Genomic DNA, 26,156 nt, shown 5'->3' with positions numbered 1-26,156 from the left:
CCGATGAGCACTCCTGTCGTAGGCGTCCTGGCCCTCCAGGGCGACGTACGGGAGCACCTGATCGCCCTGGCCGCGGCCGACGCCGTGGCCAGGCCGGTCCGGCGCCCCGAGGAACTCGCCGAGGTGGACGGTCTCGTCATCCCCGGCGGGGAGTCCACCACGATCTCCAAGCTGGCCGTCCTGTTCGGCCTGATGGAGCCCCTCCGCTCGCGCGTACGGGCCGGGATGCCCGTCTACGGCACCTGCGCCGGCCTGATCATGCTCGCCGACAAGATCCTCGACCCGCGCTCGGGCCAGGAGACGATCGGCGGCATCGACATGATCGTGCGCCGCAACGCCTTCGGACGCCAGAACGAGTCCTTCGAGGCGGCGGTGCACGTCCGGGGCGTCCAGGGCGACCCCGTGGAGGGCGTCTTCATCCGCGCCCCCTGGGTGGAGTCCGTCGGTGCCGCCGCCGAGGTGCTCGCCGAGCACGACGGCCACATCGTCGCGGTCCGCCAGGGCAACGCACTCGCCACGTCGTTCCACCCGGAACTGACCGGCGACCACCGCGTGCACTCCCTGTTCGTCGACCTGGTGCGCGCGAACCGGGCCACCGAGTCCTTGTAGGATCTCTGGGGTTCGTATATCGATGGGTTACGCGAAGGAGACAGGCAGATGTCCGGCCACTCTAAATGGGCTACGACGAAGCACAAGAAGGCCGTGATCGACGCCAAGCGCGGCAAGCTCTTCGCGAAGCTGATCAAGAACATCGAGGTCGCGGCCCGGATGGGCGGCGTCGACATCGAGGGCAACCCGACCCTTTACGACGCCATCCAGAAGGCCAAGAAGCAGTCGGTCCCGAACAAGAACATCGACTCCGCGGTCAAGCGCGGCGGTGGTCTCGAGGCCGGCGGCGCCGACTACGAGACGATCATGTACGAGGGCTACGGCCCGAACGGCGTCGCTGTGCTCATCGAGTGCCTCACCGACAACCGCAACCGCGCCGCCTCCGACGTCCGCGTCGCCATGACCCGCAACGGCGGCTCCATGGCCGACCCGGGTTCGGTGTCGTACCTCTTCAACCGCAAGGGCGTCGTCATTGTCCCCAAGGGCGAGCTGGGCGAGGACGACATCCTGGGCGCCGTCCTGGACGCGGGCGCCGAGGAGGTCAACGACCTCGGCGAGTCCTTCGAGGTGCTCAGCGAGGCCACCGACCTGGTCGCGGTCCGCACCGCCCTTCAGGAGGCCGGCATCGACTACGACTCCGCCGAGGCCAACTTCGTCCCGACCATGCAGGTCGAGCTGGACGAGGAGGGCGCCAAGAAGATCTTCAAGCTCATCGACGCCCTCGAGGACAGCGACGACGTGCAGAACGTCTTCGCCAACTTCGACGTGAGCGACGAGGTCATGGAGAAGGTCGACGCGTAGCTGCGCCGTCGCTGGCTGAGCGGATTCGGCGGGCCGGTGGGACACGTCCTACCGGCCCGCCGCCGTTGTCAGTGGCACCCGATAGCCTGCACAAACAGGCAAGCGAAGGGGAGGGAGCGCGGGTGCGCGTACTCGGGGTGGACCCCGGACTGACGCGGTGCGGTGTCGGGGTCGTGGAGGGCGTCGCCGGCCGGCCGCTCACCATGCTCGGCGTGGGCGTCGTCCGCACGCCCGTCGACGCCGAGCTGGGCCTGCGCCTGGTCGCCGTCGAACAGGGCATCGAACAGTGGCTGGACGAGTACCGGCCCGCATGCGTCGCCGTGGAGCGCGTGTTCAGCCAGCACAACGTGCGTACGGTCATGGGCACCGCCCAGGCCAGCGCCGTCGCCATGCTGTGCGCCGCCCGCCGCGGCATCCCCGTCGCCCTGCACACCCCCAGCGAGGTCAAGGCCGCCGTCACCGGCAGCGGCCGCGCCGACAAGGCCCAGGTCGGTGCGATGGTGACCCGGCTGCTGCGGCTGAGCGCACCGCCGAAGCCCGCCGACGCCGCCGACGCCCTCGCCCTCGCCATCTGCCACATCTGGCGCGCCCCCGCGCAGAACCGACTCCAGCAGGCGGTCGCCCTGCACCGAGCCACCGCACCGAAAGGCCGTACGGCATGATCGCCTTTGTCAGCGGCACGGTCGCCGCCCTCGCTCCCGACGCCGCCGTGGTCGAGGTGGGCGGGGTCGGCATGGCCGTCCAATGCACGCCGAACACCCTCTCCACGCTCCGCCTCGGCCAGCCCGCCAGGCTCGCCACCTCCCTGGTCGTGCGCGAGGACTCCCTCACGCTCTACGGCTTCGTGGACGACGACGAGCGCCAGGTCTTCGTACTGCTCCAGACCGCCAGCGGGGTCGGCCCCCGCCTCGCCCAGTCCATGCTGGCCGTGCACACGCCCGACGCGCTGCGCCGCGCGGTGGCCACCGGCGACGAGAAGGCGCTCATCGCCGTCCCCGGCATCGGCAAGAGGGGCGCCCAGAAACTCCTGCTGGAGCTGAAGGACCGCCTCGGCGAGCCCATCGGCGCCCCCGCGATCGGCGCGCCGGTCACCCAGGGCTGGCGCGACCAGCTGCACGCCGCCCTGATCGGCCTGGGCTACGCCACCCGCGAGGCCGACGAGGCCGTGGCCGCCGTCACCCCGCAGGCCGAGGCCGCCGAGGGCACCCCGCAGGTCGGCCAGCTGCTCAAGGCCGCCCTCCAGACGCTCAACCGCGCCCGCTGACCCCGCACCGCGCCCGCCGACCCACACCCCCCTAGGCACATCAATGAACTGGGACGACCCGACCGACACCGACGCCGAGCGGCTGGTGGGCTCCGTCGCCGACGGCGAGGACCAGGCCGTCGAGGCCGCCCTGCGCCCCAAGGACCTCGGTGAGTTCATCGGCCAGGAGAAGGTGCGCGAACAGCTCGACCTCGTCCTGCGCGCCGCCCGCGCCCGCGGCGCCACCGCCGACCATGTGCTGCTCTCCGGCGCCCCCGGCCTCGGCAAGACCACCCTCTCGATGATCATCGCGGCCGAGATGGGCGCCCCCATCCGCATCACCTCAGGACCCGCCATCCAGCACGCCGGCGATCTCGCCGCGATCCTCTCCTCCCTGCAGGAGGGCGAGGTCCTCTTCCTCGACGAGATCCACCGCATGTCCCGGCCCGCCGAGGAGATGCTCTACATGGCCATGGAGGACTTCCGCGTCGACGTCATCGTCGGCAAGGGCCCCGGCGCCACCGCCATCCCCCTCGAACTGCCGCCCTTCACCCTGGTCGGCGCCACCACCCGCGCCGGCCTGCTGCCGCCCCCGCTGCGCGACCGCTTCGGCTTCACCGCGCACATGGAGTTCTACGAGCCCGCCGAGCTCCAGCGCGTCGTCCACCGCTCGGCCCACCTGCTCGACGTCGAGATCGACCCCGCAGGCGCCGCCGAGATCGCCGGCCGCTCCCGCGGCACGCCCCGGATCGCCAACCGGCTGCTGCGCCGCGTCCGCGACTACGCGCAGGTCAAGGCCGACGGTGTGATCACCCGGGACATCTCCTCGGCGGCCCTCGCCGTCTACGAGGTCGACGCCCGCGGCCTCGACCGTCTCGACCGCGCGGTCCTCCAGGCGCTGCTGAAGCTGTTCGGCGGCGGACCGGTCGGCCTCTCCACGCTCGCCGTCGCCGTGGGCGAGGAACGTGAGACCGTGGAAGAGGTGGCCGAGCCGTTCCTCGTCCGTGAGGGACTGCTCGCCCGCACCCCGCGGGGACGGGTGGCCACCCCGGCCGCCTGGACACACCTCGGCCTCACCCCGCCCCGCACCGCCACAGCAGGAAACGGACAACAGGACCTGTTCGGGACCTGAGCGGTTCATCGGCGGGGGCAATGGCGGGGCCAGGAACCCAGGTGCCATGCTGAGCGTTGTTCCATGCACGCGGACTCGCTTAGACTCCGCCGATGCCGCCTTTGTCGGCAGCACACAACCAACCCCCATCCATCAGGCCGCTCAGCCATCGCGGTCGCATGAAGGAAGTTCCGACCCGTGAGTCCTTTGACCCTCCTGCCGTTCATCGTGCTCATCGGGGCCATGTTCCTGATGACCCGGTCGGCCAAGAAGAAGCAGCAGCAGGCCGCCGACATGCGGAACGAGATGCAGCCCGGCAGTGGCGTCCGCACCATCGGGGGCATGTACGCGACGGTCAAGGAGGTCAGTGAAGACACGGTCCTCCTCGACGCCGGGCCCGGCGTGGAACTGCTCTTCGCGAAGAACGCGATCGGTGCCGTCCTGTCGGACGACGAGTACAACCGCATCGTCCACGGCATCGAGCACGACCTGAAGTCCGACTCCGACGTCGTCCCCGACGACGCCTCCTCCCTCACCGACCCCGCCGACGCCGACGAGTCCGCCGACGAAGCTGCCGCCGCCTCCGACGACAAGTCCGTCGACCTCGGCAAGAAGGGCGCGTCCGACGAGGACGCGGTGAAGGCCGACGAGCCCGAGGTCCAGCAGGCCGAGGCCGACGAGGAGCCGAAGAAGACCGACGGCGACTCCGACGCGAAGAAGTAGTCACGCCCCCGGGGCTCGCGGATCACATCCGTGCGCCCCGGGGCGTGCGCATCTCGCACGGGATCCCGACTACATGTCATGGCCGCCGCCCTGACCAGGCACGAGGCGGCCCGAGAGGGAGTACAAGAAGGTGGCAGCACCTAAGAAGGGCCGGAACGCGAGCGCCCAGAGCAAGCCAGGGCGCTCGCTGGCCCTGATCCTGATCGCCATCGTGGGGCTCACCGGGGGCATGTTCGCCACCGGGCACACGACCCCGCGACTCGGCATCGACCTTGCCGGCGGCACCAGCATCACACTGGAGGCGAAGGCCGACCAAGGGTCCGCGATCAACAAGGCCAACATGGACACCGCGGTCGAGATCATGAACCGCCGTGTCAACGGTCTGGGCGTCTCCGAGGCGGAGGTGCAGACCCAGGGCGACAAGAACATCATCGTCAACATCCCCAAGGGCACCAACTCCAAGGAAGCCCGGGCGCAGGTCGGCACCACCGCCAAGCTGTACTTCCGTCCCGTGCTGGCCCAGGAGGCCACCGGCGCCGCCGCGGGCACCGCCTCGCCGAGCGCCTCCGCCACGGGCTCCTCCAGCGCCTCGCCGAGCTCGACCGCGAGCCCGTCCGCGAGCGCCTCCGGCACCGGTGAGAAGGCGAGCTCCTCGTCCTCGCCGTCGGCCACCGCCACCTCGCAGGGCCGCGCGGTCACCGACGCGCTGAAGGCCGACTCCACGCCGTCCTCGTCCGCGAGCGGCAGCGCCAAGGCATCCGCCAGCCCGTCGGCCTCCGCCTCGACGAGCACCGACGCCGAGTCCGCCGCGCTCCAGGCCAAGTACGCGGCGCTGGACTGCAGCAAGAAGTCCGTGCGCACCAAGGCCGGCGAGGGCGTCAAGCCCGAGGACCCGACCGTCGCCTGCGGTGAGATCTCCGGCGTCTGGTACAAGTACGTGCTCGGCCCGTCCGCCGTCGCCGGCACCGAGATCGACAAGGCCTCGGCCGTCTTCGACACGCAGGGCGCCTCCGGCTGGCAGGTCACCATGGACTTCAACTCCAAGGGGACGAAGAAGTTCGCCGACATCACCGCCCAGCTGGCGCAGAACACCCAGCCGCTGAACGAGTTCGCCATCGTCCTCGACGGTGACGTCGTCTCCAGCCCCTACGTGCAGAACGCGATCTCCGGCGGCAACGCCCAGATCTCCGGCAGCTTCACCCAGGAAGAGGCCCAGAACCTCGCGAACATGCTGTCGTACGGTGCGCTTCCGCTCTCCTTCAAGGAGCAGAGCGTGACCACCGTGACCGCCGCGCTCGGCGGTGACCAGCTGCACGCCGGTCTGCTGGCCGGCGCCATCGGCCTCGCCCTGGTCGTGATCTACCTGGTGGCCTACTACCGCGGTCTGGCGCTCGTCGCGCTCGCCTCGCTGCTGGTCTCCGGCGCCCTCACCTACGTGCTCATGGCGCTGCTCGGCCCGGCCATCGGCTTCGCGCTGAACCTGCCCGCCGTCTGTGGAGCCATCGTCGCGATCGGTATCACGGCGGACTCGTTCATCGTGTACTTCGAACGCATCCGGGACGAGATCCGCGAGGGCCGCACCCTGCGACCCGCCGTCGAGCGGGCCTGGCCGCGCGCCCGGCGCACCATCCTGGTCTCGGACTTCGTGTCGTTCCTCGCCGCCGCGGTGCTGTTCATCGTCACGGTCGGCAAGGTCCAGGGCTTCGCGTTCACCCTCGGTCTGACGACCGTCCTCGACGTGGTCGTGGTCTTCTTCTTCACCAAGCCGCTGATGACCCTGCTCGCCCGCCGCAAGTTCTTCGCGAACGGCCACAAGTGGTCCGGGCTCGACCCCAAGAGCCTGGGCGCGCAGCCGCCGATTCGCCGCACCCGCCGTCCCGCCGGTCCGGCCGGCCCCGTCGAGACGAAGGAGGCGTGAGCGTGTCGAAACTCGGCAACCTCGGCGCCCGACTGCACCGTGGCGAGGTCAGCTACGACTTCATCGGCCACCGCAAGCTCTGGTACGGCATCTCGATCCTGATCACCATCACGGCCATCCTGGGCCTCGCGGTCCGCGGCCTGAACATGGGCATCGACTTCCAGGGCGGTGCGGTCTTCACCACCCCGAAGAACACCCATGTCTCCGTCTCGCAGGCCGAGGACGCCGCCGCGGCGGCGTCCGGCCACGAGGCGGTCGTGCAGAAGCTCGGCGACGGCTCGCTGCGCATCCAGATCGCCGGCATGGACACCCAGCAGTCCGACCAGATCAAGGACGACCTGGCCAAGGACTTCGACCTCAACCCGGAGTCGATCGCCGCGGACCTCGTCGGCCCCAGCTGGGGTGACCAGATCGCCAACAAGGCCTGGCAGGGTCTGGCGATCTTCATGGTCCTCGTCGTGATCTACCTGGCGATCGCCTTCGAATGGCGCATGGCCATCGCGGCACTCGTCGCCCTGATCCACGACATCACCATCACGGTCGGCATCTACGCCCTCGTCGGCTTCGAGGTCACGCCCGGTACGGTGATCGGTCTGCTCACGATCCTCGGTTACTCGCTGTACGACACGGTCGTCGTCTTCGACTCCCTCAAGGAACAGACGAAGGACCTCACCAAGCAGACCCGCTTCACCTACAGCGAGGTCGCCAACCGCTCGATCAACGGCACCCTGGTCCGTTCCATCAACACCACCGTGGTCGCGCTGCTGCCGGTCGCGGGCCTGCTGTTCATCGGCGGCGGTGTCCTCGGGGCGGGCACGCTCAACGACATCTCGCTGTCGCTGTTCGTCGGTCTCGCGGCCGGCGCCTACTCCTCGATCTTCATCGCCACGCCGCTCGTCGCCGACCTCAAGGAGCGCGAGCCGCAGATGAAGGCCCTGAAGAAGCGCGTCCTGGCCAAGCGGGCCCAGGCCGCCGCCGACGAGGAACTCGCCGACGCCCGTGGTGACTTCGGTGACGAGGACGCCACCCCGGCGGTAGTCGGACCGCGCGACCAGTCCGGGCCGCGCAGCCGCCGCCGTCCTTCGGGGAAGCGCCGATGACCGACGTCGTCGACACCACGACCCTGCTGCTCAGCCGTATCCGCGATGTGGCCGACTACCCGGAGCAGGGGGTGATGTTCAAGGACATCACCCCGCTCCTGGCGGACCCGGTGGCGTTCACCGCGCTCACCGACGCCTTCGCGGCGATCGCCGAGCGCACCGGCGCCACCAAGATCGTCGGCCTGGAGGCCCGGGGCTTCATCCTGGGCGCCCCGGTCGCCGTCCGCGCCGGCCTCGGCTTCATCCCCGTGCGCAAGGCGGGCAAGCTCCCCGGAGCCACCCTCAGCCAGGCCTACGACCTGGAGTACGGCTCGGCGGAGATCGAGGTGCACGCCGAGGACCTCACCGCCGACGACCGGATCCTGATCGTCGACGACGTGCTCGCCACCGGCGGCACCGCCGAGGCCGCGATCCAGCTCATCCACCGCGCGGGCGCCGAGGTCGCGGGCGTCGCCGTTCTGATGGAGCTGAGCTTCCTCGACGGCCGCCCCCGCCTGCAGGCGGCGCTCGGCGAGGCCCCGCTGGACGCCCTGCTGACCGTCTGAGCACCGCTGTACGCCGTAAGGGCGGGCCCGGAGGAATCCGGTGCCCGCCCCTTGCGTTGCAGGGGTTGACGGTCCTCACATCGGCCTGAAGGCGATGCCGGAGCCCAGGATCGCTACGATGGGTCCTCCGGAGCCTGACCGGGGGACCCGGATCGCGCACGAGGAGTCCTCTTGCCTGACGAGGCCCAGCACCTGACCGCCGCCAAGCCCGAGCCCGCCTCGGCACCTGCGGCCAAGCCGGCGCAAGCCGACGCCGGCGGGCCGGTCGAGCACGACCGTTCCGCGCCCGTCGACAAGCCGGCCGAGCAGCCGCGCCCCAAGCCGGCCCCGCCCGAGCGCCCCGCGACCGCGCAGCCCCCCGCCCGCTCCGCCTCCTCCAACCGCGTCCGCGCCCGTCTCGCCCGCCTCGGCGTCCAGCGCGCCAACCCCTACAACCCGGTCCTGGAGCCGCTGCTGCGGATAGTGCGCAGCAACGACCCCAAGGTCGAGACCGCGACGCTGCGCCAGATCGAGAAGGCCTACCAGGTCGCCGAGCGCTGGCACCGGGGCCAGAAGCGCAAGAGCGGCGACCCGTACATCACCCACCCCCTCGCGGTGACCACGATCCTCGCCGAGCTGGGCATGGATCCGGCCACCCTCATGGCGGGCCTGCTGCACGACACCGTCGAGGACACCGAGTACGGCCTCGACGACCTGCGCCGTGACTTCGGCGACGTCGTCGCCCTGCTCGTCGACGGCGTCACCAAGCTGGACAAGGTCAAGTTCGGCGAGGCCGCGCAGGCCGAGACCGTGCGCAAGATGGTCGTCGCCATGGCCAAGGACCCGCGCGTCCTGGTCATCAAGCTCGCCGACCGCCTGCACAACATGCGCACCATGCGCTACCTCAGGCGCGAGAAGCAGGAGAAGAAGGCGCGCGAGACCCTCGAGATCTACGCGCCCCTCGCCCACCGCCTCGGCATGAACACCATCAAGTGGGAGCTGGAGGACCTCGCGTTCGCGATCCTCTACCCCAAGATGTACGACGAGATCGTACGGCTGGTGGCCGAAAGGGCTCCGAAGCGTGACGAGTACCTGGCCATAGTGACCGACGAGGTCCAGTCCGACCTCCGTGCCGCCCGCATCAAGGCGACCGTCACCGGCCGCCCGAAGCACTACTACAGCGTCTACCAGAAGATGATCGTCCGCGGCCGGGACTTCGCGGAGATCTACGACCTGGTGGGCATCCGCGTCCTGGTGGACACCGTCCGCGACTGCTACGCGGCGCTGGGCACCGTCCACGCCCGCTGGAACCCGGTTCCGGGGCGGTTCAAGGACTACATCGCGATGCCCAAGTTCAACATGTACCAGTCGCTGCACACGACGGTCATCGGGCCCAACGGCAAGCCCGTCGAACTCCAGATCCGTACGTTCGACATGCACCGCCGCGCCGAGTACGGCATCGCCGCGCACTGGAAGTACAAGCAGGAGGCCGTCGCCGGCGCCTCCAAGGTGCGCACCGACGTGCCGAAGGCCGGCAAGGGCAAGGACGACCACCTCAACGACATGGCGTGGCTGCGCCAGCTGCTCGACTGGCAGAAGGAGACCGAGGACCCCAGCGAGTTCCTGGAGTCCCTGCGCTTCGACCTGTCCCGCAACGAGGTCTTCGTCTTCACCCCGAAGGGTGATGTCATCGCGCTGCCCGCGGGTGCCACCCCGGTCGACTTCGCGTACGCGGTCCACACCGAGGTCGGCCACCGCACCATAGGAGCGCGGGTCAACGGCAGGCTCGTACCGCTCGAATCGACGCTGGACAACGGCGACCTCGTGGAGGTCTTCACCTCCAAGGCCACCGGCGCGGGCCCGTCCCGCGACTGGCTGGGTTTCGTCAAGTCACCCCGGGCCCGCAACAAGATCCGGGCGTGGTTCTCCAAGGAGCGCCGCGACGAGGCGATCGAGCACGGCAAGGACGCCATCGCGCGGGCCATGCGCAAGCAGAACCTGCCGATCCAGCGCATCCTGACCGGCGACTCCCTGGTCACACTGGCGCACGAGATGCGCTACCCGGACATCTCCTCGCTGTACGCGGCGATCGGCGAGGGCCATGTGGCCGCGCAGAACGTCGTACAGAAGCTGGTGCAGGCGCTCGGCGGCGAGGAGGCGGCCACCGAGGAGATCGACGAGGCGGTCCCGCCGTCCCGCACCCGTGGCCGCAAGCGGCGCAGCAACCAGGACCCCGGGGTCGTGGTCAAGGGCGTCGACGACGTCTGGGTCAAGCTGGCCCGCTGCTGCACGCCCGTCCCCGGTGACCCGATCATCGGTTTCGTCACCCGCGGTAGTGGCGTATCGGTTCACCGCAGTGACTGCGTCAACGTGGAGTCACTGTCCCGGGAGCCGGAGCGCATCCTGGACGTCGAGTGGGCGCCCACGCAGTCCTCGGTCTTCCTGGTCGCCATCCAGGTAGAGGCCCTGGACCGCTCCCGGCTGCTGTCGGACGTCACCCGGGTGCTGTCCGACCAGCACGTGAACATCCTCTCGGCGGCCGTCCAGACCTCCCGCGACCGGGTCGCGACCTCCCGCTTCACCTTCGAGATGGGCGACCCCAAGCACCTCGGTCACGTCCTGAAGGCCGTACGGGGCGTGGAGGGCGTGTACGACGTCTACCGGGTGACCTCGGCCCGTCGGCCGTAGCAGGCCATGAGGAAGGCCCCCGTACGCGGTGTACGGGGGCCTTCCTCATGGCGGTGGCGGTATCAGCCGCCGAACTCCTGCAGACCCTTCAGCGCCTGGTCCAGCAGTGCCTGGCGGCCCTCCAGCTCGCGCTCCAGCTTGTCGGCACGGGAGGCGTTGCCCTGGGCGCGGGCCTGGTCGATCTGCGCCCGCAGCTTGTCCACCGCGGCCTGGAGCTGGCCGGTCAGGCCCTCGGCACGCGCGCGTGCCTCCGGGTTGGTGCGGCGCCACTCGGCCTCCTCGGCCTCCTGGATCGCCCGCTCCACGGCGTGCATCCGGCCCTCGACCTTCGGCCGGGCGTCCCGCGGCACATGGCCGATGGTCTCCCAGCGTTCGTTGATCGAGCGGAACGCGGCACGCGCCGTCTTCAGATCACCGATCGGCAGGAGCTTCTCGGCCTCCTCGGCCAGCTCCTCCTTGAGCTTCAGGTTCTCCGACTGCTCGGCGTCCCGCTCGGCGAAGACTCCGCTGCGCGCCGCGAAGAACACGTCCTGGGCACCGCGGAAGCGGTTCCACAGGTCGTCCTCGTGCTCGCGCTGGGCGCGGCCCGCGGCCTTCCAGTCGGCCATCAGCTCGCGGTAGCGGGCGGCCGTCGGACCCCAGTCCGTCGAACCCGACAGCGCCTCGGCCTCCGCGACCAGGCGCTCCTTGATCCGGCGGGCGTCCTCACGCTGTGCGTCCAGCTGCGCGAAGTGGGCCTTGCGGCGCTTGGAGAACGCCGAGCGCGCGTGCGAGAAGCGGTGCCAGAGCTCGTCGTCGGACTTGCGGTCCAGGCGCGGCAGACCCTTCCAGGTGTCCACCAGGGCCCGCAGCCGCTCGCCGGCCGCCCGCCACTGGTCGGACTGTGCGAGCTGCTCCGCCTCGGCGACCAGCTCCTCCTTGGCGTGGCGGGCCTCGTCGGACTGCTTGGCCCGCTGCTGCTTGCGCTCCTCGCGGCGCGACTCGACCGCCGCCACCAGCTTGTCCAGCCGGGTGCGCAGCGCGTCCAGGTCACCGACCACGTGGTGCGCGTCGACCTGGTCGCGGATGTGGTCGATGGCGACCTGTGCGTCCTTCGCCGACAGATCGGTTGTCTGCACCCGCTTCTCGAGGAGGCCGATCTCGACAACCAGGCCCTCGTACTTGCGCTCGAAGTAGGCCAAGGCCTCCTCGGGGGAGCCGGCCTGCCAGGAACCGACGACCTGCTCGCCGTCGGCCGTACGCACGTACACGGTCCCCGTCTCGTCGACGCGGCCCCACGGGTCGCTGCTCACAGCGCCTCCTCCACATGATGCCTCCGAGGGGCTACGGCGCCCCCGGGCATCGTCCACAGTTTCGTCACGGCCAACATAGGCGACCGGCGGGGCGCCTGTCCGCATCCAGCGCGACCGAATTCCGCAGTTGGCCGCCCTGGACGTCAGGACTTCGTGACCGTCGCCTTGTTGATCACCACGGTCGCGTTCGGGGCACCGTCACCGGCGCCGGTGTTCTCACCCGCGGCGGCGATCTTCTTCAGGACCTTCATGCCCTCGGCCGACACCGTACCGAACGGGGTGTAGCTCGGCGGGAGCGAACTGTCCTGGTAGACGAGGAAGAACTGGCTGCCGCCGGTGTGCGCCTGGCCGGTGTTGGCCATGGCGACCGTGCCCGCCGGGTAGATGTTGTCCTTGAGGCTCTTGTCCTTCAGGTTCTCGTCCGGGATGGTGTAGCCCGGTCCGCCGCTGCCGCTGCCCGTGGGGTCGCCGCACTGCAGGACGTAGATCCCGTTGGTGGTCAGCCGGTGGCACTTCGTGTGGTCGAAGTAGCCCTTCCCGGCGAGGAAGTCGAACGAGTTGACCGTGTGCGGGGCCGCGGCCGTCTTCAGCGCTATGTCGATGTCACCGCACGTCGTGGCCAGCTTCATCGTGTAGTCGGCCGACTTGTCGATGGTGACCGACGGCTCCTTCTTCCACGACAGCTTCTTCACCGAGCCTGCGGCGGCCTTCTCGCACGGGTCCTTCGCCGCGCTCGCCGAGGCCTCCGGGCTCGCCTCCGCGCTCGTGTTCGACTTGTCGTCCTTGTCGTCCTTCAGCACGCCCGTCGTGTACAGCGTGAGGCTGCCGATCACGATCACGCCGAGCACCGACGCGATCACCGAGTTGCGCACGCGCGCCTTGCGCCGCGACGCCGTTCGGCGCTGCTGCTGCCGCAAGAACTTCTCCCGGGCGAGCTGACGCTTGCGCTGTTCCTGGGTGACCACCGGATTCTCTCCTTGTGCGTCTCGTGACATCGACCGCTTGCGTGTGCCCCGTACCGTATATGGGTTCGCTGAGGAAACGGCAGCGCCGGTAGGCTCTGACAGCGGCTGTCGCCGCGCGGAAGCCTCCCGTAATCGACACAACCAAGGACGATCGTGCTCATTGCCGGGTTCCCCGCCGGGGCCTGGGGGACGAACTGTTATCTCGTCGCCCCCGCCGCCGGTGAGGAGTGCGTGATCATCGACCCGGGCCACCAGGCGGCCCCCGGAGTCGAGGAAGCGCTGAAGAAGCATCGGCTCAAGCCCGTCGCCGTCGTCCTCACCCACGGCCACATCGACCATGTGGCCTCGGTCGTCCCGGTCTGCGGCGCGCACGACGTGCCGGCCTGGATCCACCCCGAGGACCGGTTCATGATGAGCGACCCCGAGAAGGCGCTCGGCCGGTCCATCGGGATGCCGCTGATGGGCGAGCTGACCGTGGGGGAGCCGGACGACGTCCGCGAGCTGACCGACGGCGTCGAGCTGGACCTGGCGGGTCTGCGGTTCTCCGTCGCGCACGCGCCGGGCCATACCAAGGGGTCGGTGACCTTCCGGATGCCCGAGACGACCGAGATCCCCTCGGTCTTCTTCTCCGGGGATCTGCTGTTCGCCGGCTCCATCGGACGCACCGACCTGCCCGGCGGTGACATGGCCGAGATGCTCGACTCGCTGGCCCGCGTGTGCCTGCCGCTCGACGACTCGACCGTGGTCCTGTCCGGCCACGGCCCCCAGACGACCATCGGCCAGGAGCGCGCCACCAACCCGTATCTGCGGCAGGTGGCGGCCGCCGGCCAGGGAGCGGACCCGACGGCCCCTCCCCGACGAGGAATGTGACGAGAGACCTCCGTGAGCACCTTTCAGGCCCCCAAGGGCACGTACGACCTTCTGCCGCCCGACTCCGCCCGCTACCTCGCGGTCCGCGAGGCGATCGCCGCACCGCTGCGCAACTCCGGCTACGGGTACGTCGAGACGCCCGGCTTCGAGAACGTGGAGCTCTTCGCCCGCGGTGTCGGTGAGTCCACCGACATCGTGACCAAGGAGATGTACGCCTTCGAGACCAAGGGCGGCGACAAGCTGGCCCTGCGCCCCGAGGGAACCGCCTCCGTCCTGCGCGCGGCCCTCGAGGCCAACCTGCACAAGACGGGCAACCTCCCCGTCAAGCTCTGGTACTCCGGCTCGTACTACCGCTACGAGCGCCCCCAGAAGGGCCGCTACCGCCACTTCTCCCAGGTCGGCGCCGAGGCGATCGGCGCGGAGGACCCGGCGCTGGACGCCGAGCTGATCATCCTGGCCGACCAGGCGTACCGCTCGCTGGGCCTCAGGAACTTCCGCATCCTGCTGAACAGCCTCGGCGACAAGGAGTGCCGTCCGGTGTACCGGGCCGCCCTCCAGGACTTCCTGCGCGGCCTGGACCTCGACGAGGACACCCTGCGCCGCGCCGAGATCAACCCGCTGCGCGTCCTGGACGACAAGCGCGAGGCGGTCCAGAAGCAGCTCGGTGACGCCCCCCTTCTGCGGGACTACCTCTGCGACGCCTGCAAGGCGTACCACGAGGAGGTCCGTGAGCTGATCACGGCCGCCGGCGTCGCCTTCGAGGACGACCCCAAGCTGGTCCGCGGCCTGGACTACTACACCCGGACGACCTTCGAGTTCGTCCACGACGGCCTGGGCTCCCAGTCCGCGGTGGGCGGCGGCGGCCGCTACGACGGTCTGTCGGAGATGATCGGCGGCCCGGCGCTGCCGTCCGTCGGCTGGGCGCTCGGCGTCGACCGCACGGTCCTCGCCCTGGAGGCCGAGGGCGTCGAGCTCGACCTGCCGTCCACCACCTCCGTCTACGCCGTCCCGCTCGGCGAGGAGGCCCGCCGGGTGCTGTTCGCCAAGGTCACGGAGCTGCGCAAGCTCGGTGTCGCGGCCGACTTCTCCTACGGCGCCAAGGGGCTCAAGGGCGCGATGAAGAGCGCCAACCGCAGCGGCGCCCGCTACACGATCGTCGCAGGCGAACGTGACCTCGCCGAGGGCGTCGTCCAGCTCAAGGACATGGAGTCCGGCGAGCAGACGGCGATCGGCGTGAACGAGATCGTGGCGGAGCTGGAGGCCCGGCTCGGCTAGCACGGGTACGTGGTGATGTACGTGTTTCCACGGAGGTGATCCGGGGCGCGGGCGCGCAAGAGTTCTGTGCGTCCGCACCGTGAGAGCCGAAGGGAACCATGGCGTGAAGTCCGTGACCAGTGAGCGATGGCGGGCGGCGATCGGCCCGGGACCGGGCACGGAGGCCCGCCACATCCTGTGGCCGGCCTCCTTTCCCGGCACGTCCAGGGCGCGAGTTCCCGCGCACGCGCTGGCCGGTCTGCTCTTCGTCACCGCGCTGTGCCAGGTCTTCCTGCTCTTCTACTGGGCCGACAACGCCCAGATGCGCGGGGAGTACCGCTACGCCGCCCTGTGGCAGACGGTGGTGCTCATGGCCGTACCGCTCCTGCTGATGCGCGAGGTGCTGCGGGGCGCGCTGCGGGGCTGGAAGGGGGCGTGGTTCAGGCTGCTGACCGCCCTGGCCTGGATCGTGTCGGTCCCCGCGACCCTGCTCATGCTGCTGGGCAATGCCGAACAGACCCGCGGCACCTACTGCACGGGCGGCATCCACCCGCCCGAGCGTCCGCTCGCCGACTGGGCGGTGCCTCTCTGCATCGCCCTGGCGCTGGCGGCGGGGTCGGCTGCCGCGTGGCTGGTGTGGGTGGTCTCGCGTCGCCGGGCACGGCCCGAGGACCTGTACCGGGTCTGGCTCGCCGCGCTCCTGGTCACCCTGGTGACGACCCTGGCGCCGTGGCTGGAGTCGGCGCAGACCTGCCGCACCGGAGCGTGACGCGCCTGCTCAGTCCAGCAACCCGAACCGCATCGCGCTGGTGACGGCTGCCGTACGGTCGTCCACCCCCAGCTTGGCGAAGGCCCGCAGCAGGTGGGTCTTCACCGTCGACTCCCCGATGAACAGGCGTCTGCCGATCTCCGCGTTGGTGCAGCCCTCGGCGACCAGTCGCAGCACCGCCGTCTCACGGGTCGACAGACGAGGGCGTTCAGGCTTGGTGCGGAGCTGGTCGACCAGGCGGGCCGCCACCGACGGGGCCAGCACCGTCTCGCCGCGCGCCGCCCGGCGTACCGCCTCCGCCAGTTGGCCCCGGGGCAGGTCCTTCAGGAGATAGCCCGCCGCGCCCGCCTCCACGGCCCGCAGGATGTCCCGGTCCGTCTCGTACGTCGTCAGGACGATCACCCGGCACGGCAGCCCGGCCTCCGCCATCCGCACGATCGACTCCACACCGCCGCCGCCCGGCATCCTGAGGTCCATCAGCACGATGTCGGGGCGCAGTTCGGCGGCCAGGGCCTCCGCCCGGGGGCCGCTCTCCGCGTCGGCGACGATCTCCAGATCCGGCTCGGCGCTCAGCATCGCCCGCAGTCCCTCACGTACGACGGGATGGTCGTCGGCCAGGACGATCCTGATCACGTGGTCCCCCTCCTCACCCCGGCCGGGACGGGCAGCCGGACGGTGACCGTCGTGCCCTCGCCCGGCGCACTGCGCACCAGCGTGGTCCCGCCCACCTCCGCCGCCCTCGCCCGCAGTCCCGCCAGACCATAGCCGTCCGAGGAGACGGCCGGGTCGAAGCCCGGGCCGTCGTCGCGCACCGACACCGTCAGACCGCCCTCGTCGTACCCCAGACAGATCGTCACCCGCGCCGAAATCCCGGCGTGCTTACGGGCGTTGGTCAGCGCCTCCTGGCAGGAGCGCAGCGCCACCACCTCCGGCCCGGCGGGCAGCGCGCGCACCTCGCCCGTGATGTCCAGATCCGCCGAGTGCCGCGCGGCCAGCCGGCCGAGCGCGTCCGGCAGCGAGGTCCCGGCCAGATCGGCGGGGGTGCCGCCCGCGACCAGGGCACGGGCCTCGGCCAGGTTCTGCCGGGCGGTCTCGTCCATCAGCCGCAGATGCGCGCGGGCCCGCGCCGCGTCCGTCTCCAGCTCCGCCTCCACCGCCTGCGTCAGCATCAGCAGGCTGGTGAAGCCCTGCGCGAGCGTGTCATGGATCTCGCGGGCCATCCGCTCCCGCTCCGCGAGCGCCCCATGGGCCGCCGACAGCCGGGCCACCTCGCTGCGGCTGGCGTCCAGCTCGGCGATCAGCTCGGCGCGTTCCGCGCTCTGCTCGATGATCCGGATGATCCAGCTGCCGACGGCCGCCGAGAAGACGAGGGTGACCAGGGCGAACAGTCCGTTGAAGAAGACCTCCTGGTCGCTGGGCCACCACAGCAGCGCCCAGCCCACCACGGGCGCGATGTTGATCACGGCCACCGCGATCAGGGCGGGCCGCAGCCTCAGCGTCATGAAGCACTGCGGCACCAGCGCGAACGTCATCAGCCGGGTCTCGCCCACCAGCACCGCCGACGGCAGGAACAGCGCCATCTCGCCCGCGAGATACCCGAGGGACCGGCGGTCGTCGGGCGCCCGTGCGTCGTTCATCATGGGACGCCCCACGACGACGTACCACGGGACGAGCGGCACGAGGAGCCCGGCCGCCGCCACGCGGACCGGCCACCCCGGATGTTCGGTGCCGAGCACGAACACCAGGGTGGCCACCCAGATCAGCGCGAAGTACACGTCCCAGATGCGGAAGGAACTGTCCCAGATGTCCGTGCCGGCCCCGGAGGGACCGCTCATCCGTCGCGCCGGTTCTTCCACCGGAAGGTCAGCAGACACAGCGCCAATCCTCCGACGCACCACGCCCCGAGGACCAGGGCCACCCGTCCGAACTCCCAGCTGCCCGCCTGCTCCAGGACCCGCGCCGACTCCGGCAGGAACACCCCGCGCAGCCCCTGGCACATCCACTTCAGCGGGAACAGCGCGCCGATCCTCAGCATCCAGTCGGGGATCGTGGCGACCGAGATGTACACCCCGGAGATGAACTGGAGCACCAGGAAGGGCAGGACGACCACCGACGTGGCGCTCTTGCCCGACTTGGGGACCGAGCTGATCGCGATGCCGAGCAGCGCACAGGCCGTGAGCCCCAGGACGAAGATCCACGCGAAGTCGAACCAGTGCGCCGCCGACGAGGGCAGATCGACGTCGTACAGCGTGGTGCCGACCAGCAGCAGGACGGCCGTCTCCAGCGCCCCGGTGACCAGAACCAGCCAGATCTTGCCCAGGAAGTACGCGGCCGGCGGCATCGGTGTGCCGCGCAGCCGGCGCAGCACCTTCTCGTCCCGCTCGATCGCGATCGAGATGCCCAGCGACTGGAAGCTGGTCGACATGATGCCGGCCGCCATCATCGCCGGGACGTACAGCTGCGAGGCCGTGACGCCCGCCCCGCTGACGTCGTCCTTGAAGATCGACGCGAACAGGAACAGGAAGACGACGGGGAAGGCGAAGGTGAAGACCACCTGTTCGCGCTGGCGGAAGAACTGCTTCAGCTCCAGGGCGCCCCGGTGCAGGCCCAGCGTCCAGGCGCCGGGCAGACGCGGGGAGACGGCCTCCGTCCGGGGTGCGGCCGCGGTCGTGGTCATCGGGGGTCCCCCTGTCCGGTCAGGCTCAGATACACGTCCTCCAAGGTGGGCCGGGTCACCGTCAGCCCCGGGATCTCGCCGTCGAAGCGCTGCGTCAGCTCGGCGACCACACGCGTCGGGGTGTCCGTGCGCGTGCTCCGCGCGCTCCCGTCGGGTTCGGTCCAGGCGACCGTCGCGCCCGTGCCGTACCGCTCCCGCAGGGCGGCCGGCTCGCCCTCGGCGACGACCCGGCCGCCGGCCACGACCGCGAGCCGGTCGGCGAGCGCCTCCGCCTCCTCCAGGTAGTGCGTGGTCAGCAGGATGGTCGTGCCCTCGTCGGCGAGGGTGCGGATCAGGTCCCAGAACTGCCGGCGGGCGGCCGGGTCGAACCCGGTCGTCGGCTCGTCGAGCAGCAGCAGATCCGGGCCGCCGATCACCCCGAGCGCCACGTCGAGACGGCGGCGCTGCCCGCCCGAGAGGGTCTTCGTCCGGCTGTCCGCCTTCGCCTCCAGACCCACCAGGGAGATCACCTGCTCCGGGTCGCGCGGCCTCGGGTAGTAGCGCGCGAAATGCCGTACGGTCTCGCGGACCGTCAACTCGGCGGGCGCGGATTCGTCCTGCCAGACGATTCCGACACGTGAGCGCCACGCGCGCGTGCCCGTCGCCGGGTCCGCGCCCAGCACCCTCACCTCGCCCCCGTCCCTCGCGCGGTGTCCCTGGAGGATCTCCACCGTGGTGCTCTTGCCGGCGCCGTTCGGTCCGAGCAGGCCGAAGACCTCGCCCGCGCGGATCCCCAGATCGACGCCGTCCAGCGCGGTCACGTCCCCGTACTGCTTGCGCAGCCCCCGTACGTCCACCGCGAGGTCGTTCGCGTGTGCTGTCATGCCGTAGAGACTCGGCCGGAACCGCGCGTTCCGGGACGACCGTGCGGGCCTCCTTATGTCCATCGAACGGTGGATACCCGGCCCGGTGCGGCACAATGGCCCCTGCCCGAAGATGGTCCAACTCTCAAACACGGATCGGCGTGATGAGCAAGACGACAGTCAAAGACGTCTCCACGGAGTCCGAGCCCGAGCGTGACACCGCGGCCGCGCCCCGGACGGCGGGCGGCAGCCGTGCGTTCGCGATCCTGCTGCTGATCACCGGCGCGGCCGGTCTGCTCGCCGCGTGGGTCATCACGATCGACAAGTTCAAACTGCTCGAGGCCAAGGTCGCGGGCACGACCTTCACGCCCGGGTGCAGCCTGAACCCGGTGGTCTCCTGCGGCAGCGTGATGGAGTCCAAGCAGGCCGCCGCCTTCGGCTTCCCCAACCCGATGCTCGGCCTGGTCTGCTACGGCATCGTCATCTGCGTCGGCATGAGCCTGCTGGCCGGGGCCCGCTTCCCGCGCTGGTACTGGCTCACCTTCAACTTCGGCACGCTCTTCGGCGTCGCCTTCTGCACCTGGCTGCAGTTCCAGTCCCTGTACCGGATCAACGCCCTGTGCCTGTGGTGCTCGCTGGCCTGGGTCGCCACGATCACCATGTTCTGGTACGTGACCTCGTTCAACATCCGCAACGCCTTCCTGCCCGCCCCGCGCTGGCTGAAGAGCTTCTTCGGCGAGTTCACCTGGGTCGTGCCCGTGCTGCACATCGGCATCATCGGCATGCTGATCCTGACCCGCTGGTGGGAGTTCTGGACCAGCTGACCCCGACTTCCCAGGGCCCGGCGGGATTGTCAGTGGTGTGATTTAGGGTTTCAGCGTGGAACCCGACCTGTTCACCGCCGCAGCAGAAGAACGCCAGGAGAAGGACCCCGCCGGGAGTCCCCTGGCGGTCCGGATGCGCCCGCGCACCCTGGACGAGGTCGTGGGCCAGCAGCACCTGCTGAAGCCGGGCTCCCCCCTGCGCCGTCTGGTCGGCGAGGGGGCCAAGGGCCCGGCCGGGCCCTCCTCGGTGATCCTCTGGGGCCCGCCCGGCACCGGGAAGACCACCCTGGCGTACGTCGTGTCCAAGGCGACGAACAAGCGGTTCGTGGAGCTCTCCGCGATCACCGCGGGCGTCAAGGAGGTCCGCGCGGTCATCGACGGCGCCCGCCGCGCCACCGGGGGGTACGGCAAGGAGACCGTCCTCTTCCTCGACGAGATCCACCGCTTCAGCAAGGCCCAGCAGGACTCCCTCCTCCCGGCCGTCGAGAACCGCTGGGTGACCCTGATCGCGGCGACCACGGAGAACCCGTACTTCTCGGTGATCTCCCCGCTGCTCTCCCGCTCCCTGCTGCTCACCCTCGAACCCCTCACCGACGACGACCTGCGGGCGCTGCTCCGCAGGGCCCTGACCGACGAGCGCGGCCTCAAGGGCGCCGTCACCCTCCCCGAGGACACCGAGGCCCACCTCCTGCGCATCGCCGGCGGCGACGCCCGCCGCGCCCTGACCGCCCTGGAGGCCGCCGCCGGCGCCGCCCTCGACCAGGACGAGAGCGAGATCAGCCTCCAGACCCTGGAGCAGACCGTCGACCGGGCGGCGGTGAAGTACGACCGCGACGGCGACCAGCACTACGACGTCGCCAGCGCCCTCATCAAGTCCATCCGCGGCTCCGACGTCGACGCCGCCCTGCACTACCTCGCCCGCATGATCGAGGCCGGCGAGGACCCCCGCTTCATCGCCCGCCGACTGATGATCTCCGCCAGCGAGGACATCGGCCTCGCCGATCCGAACGCCCTGCCCACGGCCGTCGCCGCCGCCCAGGCCGTCGCCCTGATCGGCTTCCCCGAGGCCGCCCTCGTCCTCAGCCACGCCACCATCGCCCTCGCCCTCGCCCCCAAGTCCAACTCCGCGACCACCGCGATCGGCGCCGCCCTGGACGACGTACGCAAGGGACTGGCCGGGTCCGTGCCGCCGCATCTGCGCGACGGGCACTACAAGGGCGCCGCCAAGCTCGGCCACGCCCAGGGGTACGTGTATCCCCACGATCTGGCGGAGGGCATCGCCGCCCAGCAGTACGCACCGGACGCGATCAAGGACCGGGAGTACTACACCCCGACCCGGCACGGCGCGGAGGCGCGGTACGCCGACGCCGTGGAGTGGACCAGGAAGCACCTCGGTCGAAAGCGGTCCTGAGCACCCTGTAAACTCTTTCGGAGTGCTGCGTCCCGCGCTGTCAGAACGGGACAGTCAGCCGGAGGCCGGTCCCCGGACCGGCTCCAGGAGCGTCGCGCACCGTCGATCGGTGTCGCGGGCAGCCCACCACCACCCGCCGCACGGCGGGAGCGGCCGGTGGGCCACTCGCGTGCTGCACGTATGTGCCCAGACCAGGGGAGCGGCTGCCCGGCGGGTCCCTCGCGGACCTCATGGGTTTCCCCGGCTGCGGATGCGACCTCCCTTAACTCTGACAAGCCGAAAAACAGGAATGAGAGAGCAGTGGCGAACCAGTCCCGCCCCAAGGTCAAGAAGTCGCGTGCCCTCGGCATCGCGCTGACCCCGAAGGCCGTCAAGTACTTCGAGGCCCGCCCCTACCCGCCGGGCGAGCACGGCCGTGGCCGCAAGCAGAACTCGGACTACAAGGTCCGTCTGCTGGAGAAGCAGCGTCTGCGCGCGCAGTACGACCTCTCCGAGCGCCAGCTGGTCCGCGCCTACGAGCGTGCCTCCAAGGTGCAGGGCAAGACCGGTGAGGCCCTGATCATCGAGCTCGAGCGCCGTCTCGACGCGCTGGTGCTGCGTTCGGGCATCGCCCGCACCATCTACCAGGCCCGTCAGATGGTCGTGCACGGCCACATCGAGGTCAACGGCCAGAAGACCGACAAGCCTTCGTTCCGCGTCCGTCCCGACGACGTCGTGATGGTCCGCGAGCGCAGCCGCGAGAAGACCCTCTTCTCCATCGCCCGCGAGGGTGGCTTCGCCCCCGACGGCGAGACCCCGCGCTACCTCCAGGTGAACCTCAAGGCCCTGGCGTTCCGCCTGGACCGTGAGCCGAACCGCAAGGAGATCCCGGTGATCTGCGACGAGCAGCTCGTCGTCGAGTACTACGCCCGCTGATCCTCCGGCGGTCGCAGGACTTCTGCGCCCAGGCCCGTCGTCTCCCCGGAGACGGCGGGCTTTTGCATGCCCTTAATGCGGTACGGAGCCCTGCCCCCGGCGCGATAGGCTCGGCTCCGGAGTTAGATCCCAACACTGCAAAAGAGGTGCCAGGTGTCCGGTGGAGAGGTGGCCGGGATCCTGGTGGCCGTCTTCTGGGCGATCCTGGTCTCCTTCCTCGCCGTCGCGCTGGCGAGGCTGGCCCAGACGCTGAAGGCGACCACCAAGCTGGTCGCGGACGTGACCGACCAGGCCGTCCCGCTGCTGGCCGACGCCTCCGCGGCGGTGCGCTCCGCGCAGACCCAGATCGACCGGGTCGACGCCATCGCCTCCGACGTCCAGGAGGTCACCTCGAACGCCTCGGCGCTCTCGACGACCGTCGCCTCCACCTTCGGCGGCCCCCTGGTCAAGGTCGCCGCCTTCGGCTACGGCGTGCGCCGGGCCCTCGGCGGACGCCGGGAGGACATGCCCGCCCGTGAGCCCCGGCGTACCGTGATCGTGGGCCGCACGGTCTCCCGGCGGGAGAAGCGGAAGCCCCGTGGAAAGAGGGACTGAGAGCCAGCCATGTTCCGCCGTACGTTCTGGTTCACGACCGGCGTCGCCGCCGGTGTCTGGGCCACCACCAAGGTCAACCGCAAGCTGAAGCAGCTCACCCCGGAGAGCCTCGCCGCGACCGCGGCCAACAAGGCCCTCGAGACGGGGGCGCGCCTGAAGGACCGTGCGGTGGGCTTCGCGCTCGACGTCCGCGACAACATGGCCCAGCGCGAGGCGGAGCTCCAGGACGCCCTCGGTATCGACGAGGACCCCGCGCTCCCCGCGCCCCGGCGGTTCGCCGCCATCGAGAACAGCACCCACCCGAGGTACGTCCAGAGCACGACGTACTCGTACGACCGGAATGAGGACCACTGATGGAGTCGGCCGAGATTCGCCGCCGCTGGCTGAGCTTCTTCGAGGAGCGCGGGCACACCGTCGTCCCTTCGGCGTCGCTCATCGCGGACGACCCGACTCTGCTCCTCGTCCCCGCCGGCATGGTGCCCTTCAAGCCCTACTTCCTCGGTGAGGTCAAGCCGCCCTTCGCGCGCGCCACCAGCGTGCAGAAGTGCGTGCGCACCCCCGACATCGAAGAGGTCGGCAAGACCACCCGCCACGGCACGTTCTTCCAGATGTGCGGCAACTTCTCCTTCGGCGACTACTTCAAGGAAGGCGCCATCAAGTACGCCTGGGAGCTGCTCACCGGCGCCCAGGACAAGGGTGGTTACGGTCTGGAGCCGGAGAAGCTCTGGATCACCGTCTACCAGGACGACGACGAGGCCGAGCGCATCTGGCACGAGGTCGTCGGGGTGCCGAAGGAGCGCATCCAGCGCCTCGGCATGAAGGACAACTACTGGTCCATGGGCGTCCCCGGCCCGTGCGGCCCCTGCTCCGAGATCAACTACGACCGCGGCCCCGAGTTCGGCGTCGAGGGCGGCCCCGCCGTCAACGACGAGCGGTACGTGGAGATCTGGAACCTCGTCTTCATGCAGTACGAGCGCGGCGAGGGCATCGGCAAGGACAACTTCGAGATCCTCGGCGAGCTGCCGAGCAAGAACATCGACACGGGCCTGGGCCTCGAGCGTCTCGCCATGATTCTGCAGGGCGTGCAGAACATGTACGAGATCGACACCTCCATGGCCGTGATCGACAAGGCCACCGAGCTGACCGGCGTGGCCTACGGCGACGCCCATGACTCGGACGTCTCCCTGCGCGTGGTCACCGACCACATGCGCACCTCCGTGATGCTCATCGGCGACGGCGTCACCCCCGGCAACGAGGGCCGCGGTTACGTCCTGCGCCGCATCATGCGCCGCGCCATCCGCAACATGCGCCTCCTGGGCGCCACCGGCCCGGTCGTCAAGGACCTCATCGACACCGTCATCGGCATGATGGGCCGGCAGTACCCGGAGCTGGTCACCGACCGCGAGCGCATCGAGAACGTCGCTCTCGCCGAGGAGGCCCGCTTCCTCAAGACCCTCAACGCCGGGACGAACGTCCTGGACGGCGCCGTCGGCGAGACCAAGGCCGCCGGCTCCACCGTGCTCGCCGGCGACAAGGCGTTCCTGCTCCACGACACCTGGGGCTTCCCGATCGACCTCACCCTGGAGATGGCCGCCGAGCAGGGGCTGTCCGTGGACGAGGACGGCTTCCGCCGCCTGATGAAGGAGCAGCGGGAGCGCGCCAAGGCCGACGCCCAGGCCAAGAAGACCGGCCACGCCGGCGCCGGCGCCTACCGGGAGATCGCCGACAAGGCCGGTGAGACCGAGTTCATCGGGTACGCCGACACGGAGGGCGAGTCCACCGTCGTCGGCATCCTGGTTGACGGTGTCTCCTCCCCGGCCGCCTCCGAGGGCGACGAGGTCGAGATCGTCCTCGACCGCACCCCCTTCTACGCCGAGGGCGGCGGCCAGATCGGCGACACCGGCCGGATCAAGGTGGGCTCCGGTGCCGTCGTGGAGATCCGCGACACCCAGAAGCCGGTCCCGGGCGTCTACGTCCACAAGGGCGTCGTCCAGGTCGGCGAGGTGACCGTCGGCGACCTGGTGCACGCCACGATCGACTCCCGCCGGCGCACCGCCATCGCCCGCGCCCACTCGGCCACCCACCTCACCCACCAGGCCCTGCGTGACGCGCTCGGCCCGACGGCCGCCCAGGCCGGTTCCGAGAACCAGCCCGGCCGTTTCCGCTTCGACTTCGGTTCGCCGTCCGCCGTTCCCACGGCCGTGATGACCGATGTCGAGCAGAAGATCAACGAGGTGCTCTCCCGCGAACTCGACGTGCGCGCCGAGGTCATGGGCATCGACGAGGCCAAGAAGCAGGGCGCCATCGCCGAGTTCGGCGAGAAGTACGGCGAGCGGGTCCGCGTGGTGACCATCGGCGACTTCTCCAAGGAGCTGTGCGGCGGCACGCACGTCCACAACACCGCCCAGCTGGGCCTGGTGAAGCTGCTCGGCGAGTCGTCGATCGGCTCCGGTGTACGCCGTATCGAGGCCCTCGTCGGCGTGGACGCCTACAACTTCCTGGCCCGTGAGCACACGGTCGTCGCCCAGCTCCAGGAGCTGATCAAGGGTCGTCCGGAGGAGCTCCCGGAGAAGGTCTCCGCCATGCTCGGCAAGCTGAAGGACGCCGAGAAGGAGATCGAGAAGTTCCGCGCGGAGAAGGTCCTCCAGGCCGCCGCCGGTCTCGCCGAGTCCGCCAGGGACGTGCACGGCGTCGCCGTGGTCACCGGGCAGGTCCCGGACGGCACGACCCCGGACGACCTGCGCAGGCTGGTCCTCGACGTGCGCGGTCGCATCCAGGGCGGACGGGCCGCCGTCGTCGCCCTGTTCACGGTCAACAACGGCAAGCCGCTCACGGTCATCGCCACCAACGAGGCCGCCCGCGAGCGCGGTCTGAAGGCCGGCGACCTGGTCCGTACGGCCGCCAAGACCCTCGGCGGCGGCGGTGGCGGCAAGCCGGACGTCGCCCAGGGCGGCGGCCAGAACCCGGCCGCGATCGGCGAGGCCGTCGACGCGGTCGAGCGCCTCGTGGCCGACACGGCCAAGTGA

At 70.3% G+C, this 26,156-nt stretch carries 25 protein-coding genes; 19 read left to right on the top strand and 6 right to left on the bottom strand.

Annotated features, from left to right (window positions below; genetic code table 11):
• Positions 1-3: 3 nt before the first annotated feature.
• The 10 genes from pdxT (at position 4) to ACYQ8Q_RS09365 (ending at position 10,717) form a co-directional block, all read left to right on the top strand.
• Positions 4-609 carry a pyridoxal 5'-phosphate synthase glutaminase subunit PdxT gene (pdxT, locus tag ACYQ8Q_RS09410; protein ID WP_460063537.1) on the top strand — a complete coding sequence of 202 codons (606 nt, stop codon included), beginning with the start codon at positions 4-6 and terminating at the stop codon, positions 607-609.
• 48 nt (positions 610-657) lie between these two features.
• The gene (locus ACYQ8Q_RS09405) at positions 658-1,410 is read left to right on the top strand and encodes a YebC/PmpR family DNA-binding transcriptional regulator (RefSeq protein ID WP_460063534.1); all 753 of its coding nucleotides are present in this window, start codon (positions 658-660) and stop codon (positions 1,408-1,410) included.
• Positions 1,411-1,532: 122 nt separating this feature from the next.
• A complete protein-coding gene (ruvC, locus tag ACYQ8Q_RS09400) occupies positions 1,533-2,072 on the top strand; it encodes a crossover junction endodeoxyribonuclease RuvC (protein WP_460063532.1) in 540 nt (179 codons plus the stop codon).
• Positions 2,069-2,674, top strand: coding sequence for a Holliday junction branch migration protein RuvA (gene ruvA / locus ACYQ8Q_RS09395; RefSeq protein ID WP_460063530.1), 606 nt, complete (start codon positions 2,069-2,071; stop codon positions 2,672-2,674). Before ruvC ends, ruvA begins: the two co-directional genes overlap by 4 nt.
• Positions 2,675-2,717: 43 nt before the next feature.
• Positions 2,718-3,785 (top strand): Holliday junction branch migration DNA helicase RuvB, encoded by a 1,068-nt coding sequence (ruvB, locus tag ACYQ8Q_RS09390; RefSeq protein WP_460063528.1) that lies wholly within the window; start codon positions 2,718-2,720, stop codon positions 3,783-3,785.
• Positions 3,786-3,962: 177 nt separating this feature from the next.
• Entirely contained in the window at positions 3,963-4,487 is a 525-nt protein-coding gene (gene yajC / locus ACYQ8Q_RS09385; RefSeq protein WP_460063526.1) for a preprotein translocase subunit YajC, read from the top strand.
• A 130-nt stretch (positions 4,488-4,617) separates the two neighbouring features.
• A complete protein-coding gene (secD, locus tag ACYQ8Q_RS09380; RefSeq protein ID WP_460063523.1) occupies positions 4,618-6,405 on the top strand; it encodes a protein translocase subunit SecD in 1,788 nt (595 codons plus the stop codon).
• Positions 6,406-6,407: 2 nt separating this feature from the next.
• Positions 6,408-7,505: a protein translocase subunit SecF gene (gene secF / locus ACYQ8Q_RS09375; RefSeq protein ID WP_460073225.1), complete on the top strand. Its 1,098-nt coding sequence runs from the start codon at positions 6,408-6,410 to the stop codon at positions 7,503-7,505.
• Positions 7,502-8,050 (top strand): adenine phosphoribosyltransferase, encoded by a 549-nt coding sequence (locus tag ACYQ8Q_RS09370; protein ID WP_460063520.1) that lies wholly within the window; start codon positions 7,502-7,504, stop codon positions 8,048-8,050. The genes secF and ACYQ8Q_RS09370 overlap by 4 nt, the downstream gene beginning before the upstream one ends.
• A 171-nt stretch (positions 8,051-8,221) precedes the next feature.
• Complete coding sequence (locus tag ACYQ8Q_RS09365) at positions 8,222-10,717, top strand: RelA/SpoT family protein (protein ID WP_460063518.1); 2,496 nt, start codon at positions 8,222-8,224, stop codon at positions 10,715-10,717.
• Positions 10,718-10,779: 62 nt separating this feature from the next.
• On the opposite strand, the gene ACYQ8Q_RS09360 is transcribed toward ACYQ8Q_RS09365, so the two are convergent.
• Both ACYQ8Q_RS09360 and ACYQ8Q_RS09355 read right to left on the bottom strand, forming a co-directional pair.
• The gene (locus ACYQ8Q_RS09360; RefSeq protein ID WP_460063516.1) at positions 10,780-12,009 is read right to left on the bottom strand and encodes a DUF349 domain-containing protein; all 1,230 of its coding nucleotides are present in this window, start codon (positions 12,007-12,009) and stop codon (positions 10,780-10,782) included.
• Between the two features lie 143 nt (positions 12,010-12,152).
• A complete protein-coding gene (locus ACYQ8Q_RS09355; protein WP_460063514.1) occupies positions 12,153-12,974 on the bottom strand; it encodes a peptidylprolyl isomerase in 822 nt (273 codons plus the stop codon).
• Between the two features lie 153 nt (positions 12,975-13,127).
• Here ACYQ8Q_RS09355 and ACYQ8Q_RS09350 point away from each other — a divergent pair, with 153 nt between their 5' ends.
• The 3 genes from ACYQ8Q_RS09350 to ACYQ8Q_RS09340 all read left to right on the top strand — a co-directional run bounded on the left by ACYQ8Q_RS09350 (position 13,128) and on the right by ACYQ8Q_RS09340 (position 15,867).
• The gene (locus tag ACYQ8Q_RS09350) at positions 13,128-13,844 is read left to right on the top strand and encodes an MBL fold metallo-hydrolase (protein ID WP_460063512.1); all 717 of its coding nucleotides are present in this window, start codon (positions 13,128-13,130) and stop codon (positions 13,842-13,844) included.
• Positions 13,845-13,856: 12 nt separating this feature from the next.
• Positions 13,857-15,119: a histidine--tRNA ligase gene (gene hisS / locus ACYQ8Q_RS09345; protein ID WP_460063510.1), complete on the top strand. Its 1,263-nt coding sequence runs from the start codon at positions 13,857-13,859 to the stop codon at positions 15,117-15,119.
• Between the two features lie 103 nt (positions 15,120-15,222).
• Positions 15,223-15,867: a hypothetical protein gene (locus tag ACYQ8Q_RS09340; RefSeq protein WP_460063508.1), complete on the top strand. Its 645-nt coding sequence runs from the start codon at positions 15,223-15,225 to the stop codon at positions 15,865-15,867.
• Positions 15,868-15,876: 9 nt separating this feature from the next.
• Here ACYQ8Q_RS09340 and ACYQ8Q_RS09335 read toward each other — a convergent pair whose 3' ends face one another.
• The 4 genes from ACYQ8Q_RS09335 to ACYQ8Q_RS09320 are packed head-to-tail and all read right to left on the bottom strand — an operon-like array spanning position 15,877 to position 19,407.
• Entirely contained in the window at positions 15,877-16,500 is a 624-nt protein-coding gene (locus ACYQ8Q_RS09335; RefSeq protein WP_460063506.1) for a response regulator, read from the bottom strand.
• Positions 16,497-17,702 carry a sensor histidine kinase gene (locus ACYQ8Q_RS09330; protein ID WP_460063505.1) on the bottom strand — a complete coding sequence of 402 codons (1,206 nt, stop codon included), beginning with the start codon at positions 17,700-17,702 and terminating at the stop codon, positions 16,497-16,499. The genes ACYQ8Q_RS09335 and ACYQ8Q_RS09330 overlap by 4 nt, the downstream gene beginning before the upstream one ends.
• Entirely contained in the window at positions 17,699-18,544 is an 846-nt protein-coding gene (locus tag ACYQ8Q_RS09325; RefSeq protein ID WP_460063503.1) for an ABC transporter permease, read from the bottom strand. The genes ACYQ8Q_RS09330 and ACYQ8Q_RS09325 overlap by 4 nt, the downstream gene beginning before the upstream one ends.
• On the bottom strand, positions 18,541-19,407 hold the full coding sequence (locus ACYQ8Q_RS09320) for an ABC transporter ATP-binding protein (RefSeq protein WP_460063502.1): 867 nt from the start codon (positions 19,405-19,407) through the stop codon (positions 18,541-18,543). The genes ACYQ8Q_RS09325 and ACYQ8Q_RS09320 overlap by 4 nt, the downstream gene beginning before the upstream one ends.
• Positions 19,408-19,550: 143 nt before the next feature.
• Between ACYQ8Q_RS09320 and ACYQ8Q_RS09315 the strand changes: the two genes are divergently transcribed.
• The 6 genes from ACYQ8Q_RS09315 (at position 19,551) to alaS (ending at position 26,156) form a co-directional block, all read left to right on the top strand.
• Positions 19,551-20,210, top strand: a complete 660-nt coding sequence (locus ACYQ8Q_RS09315) for a vitamin K epoxide reductase family protein (RefSeq protein ID WP_460063501.1) — start codon at positions 19,551-19,553, stop codon at positions 20,208-20,210.
• Positions 20,211-20,265: 55 nt separating this feature from the next.
• Entirely contained in the window at positions 20,266-21,621 is a 1,356-nt protein-coding gene (locus ACYQ8Q_RS09310) for a replication-associated recombination protein A (protein ID WP_460063500.1), read from the top strand.
• A 300-nt stretch (positions 21,622-21,921) separates the two neighbouring features.
• Positions 21,922-22,536, top strand: a complete 615-nt coding sequence (gene rpsD, locus ACYQ8Q_RS09305; protein ID WP_055633391.1) for a 30S ribosomal protein S4 — start codon at positions 21,922-21,924, stop codon at positions 22,534-22,536.
• A 153-nt stretch (positions 22,537-22,689) separates the two neighbouring features.
• Complete coding sequence (locus tag ACYQ8Q_RS09300; RefSeq protein ID WP_460063498.1) at positions 22,690-23,130, top strand: DUF948 domain-containing protein; 441 nt, start codon at positions 22,690-22,692, stop codon at positions 23,128-23,130.
• Between the two features lie 9 nt (positions 23,131-23,139).
• Positions 23,140-23,484 carry a hypothetical protein gene (locus ACYQ8Q_RS09295; RefSeq protein ID WP_460063497.1) on the top strand — a complete coding sequence of 115 codons (345 nt, stop codon included), beginning with the start codon at positions 23,140-23,142 and terminating at the stop codon, positions 23,482-23,484.
• A complete protein-coding gene (gene alaS / locus ACYQ8Q_RS09290; protein ID WP_460063495.1) occupies positions 23,484-26,156 on the top strand; it encodes an alanine--tRNA ligase in 2,673 nt (890 codons plus the stop codon). Before ACYQ8Q_RS09295 ends, alaS begins: the two co-directional genes overlap by 1 nt.

It is taken from the genome of Streptomyces sp. YKOK-I1, assembly GCF_054660435.1.
The sequence above is the reverse complement of the archived record's forward strand: the minus strand, read 5'-3'. Positions and strand labels throughout refer to the sequence as shown.

Excerpts from the sequence above, each read along its gene's own strand:
- pdxT (WP_460063537.1), top strand. The coding sequence starts at position 4 with ATGAGCACTCCTGTCGTAGGCGTCCTGGCCCTCCAGGGCGACGTACGG.
- ACYQ8Q_RS09405 (WP_460063534.1), top strand. The coding sequence starts at position 658 with ATGTCCGGCCACTCTAAATGGGCTACGACGAAGCACAAGAAGGCCGTG.
- ruvA (WP_460063530.1), top strand. The coding sequence starts at position 2,069 with ATGATCGCCTTTGTCAGCGGCACGGTCGCCGCCCTCGCTCCCGACGCC.
- ruvB (WP_460063528.1), top strand. The coding sequence starts at position 2,718 with ATGAACTGGGACGACCCGACCGACACCGACGCCGAGCGGCTGGTGGGC.
- ACYQ8Q_RS09370 (WP_460063520.1), top strand. The coding sequence starts at position 7,502 with ATGACCGACGTCGTCGACACCACGACCCTGCTGCTCAGCCGTATCCGC.
- ACYQ8Q_RS09330 (WP_460063505.1), bottom strand. The coding sequence starts at position 17,702 with ATGAGCGGTCCCTCCGGGGCCGGCACGGACATCTGGGACAGTTCCTTC.
- ACYQ8Q_RS09325 (WP_460063503.1), bottom strand. The coding sequence starts at position 18,544 with ATGACCACGACCGCGGCCGCACCCCGGACGGAGGCCGTCTCCCCGCGT.
- ACYQ8Q_RS09320 (WP_460063502.1), bottom strand. The coding sequence starts at position 19,407 with ATGACAGCACACGCGAACGACCTCGCGGTGGACGTACGGGGGCTGCGC.
- ACYQ8Q_RS09315 (WP_460063501.1), top strand. The coding sequence starts at position 19,551 with ATGAGCAAGACGACAGTCAAAGACGTCTCCACGGAGTCCGAGCCCGAG.
- ACYQ8Q_RS09295 (WP_460063497.1), top strand. The coding sequence starts at position 23,140 with ATGTTCCGCCGTACGTTCTGGTTCACGACCGGCGTCGCCGCCGGTGTC.
- alaS (WP_460063495.1), top strand. The coding sequence starts at position 23,484 with ATGGAGTCGGCCGAGATTCGCCGCCGCTGGCTGAGCTTCTTCGAGGAG.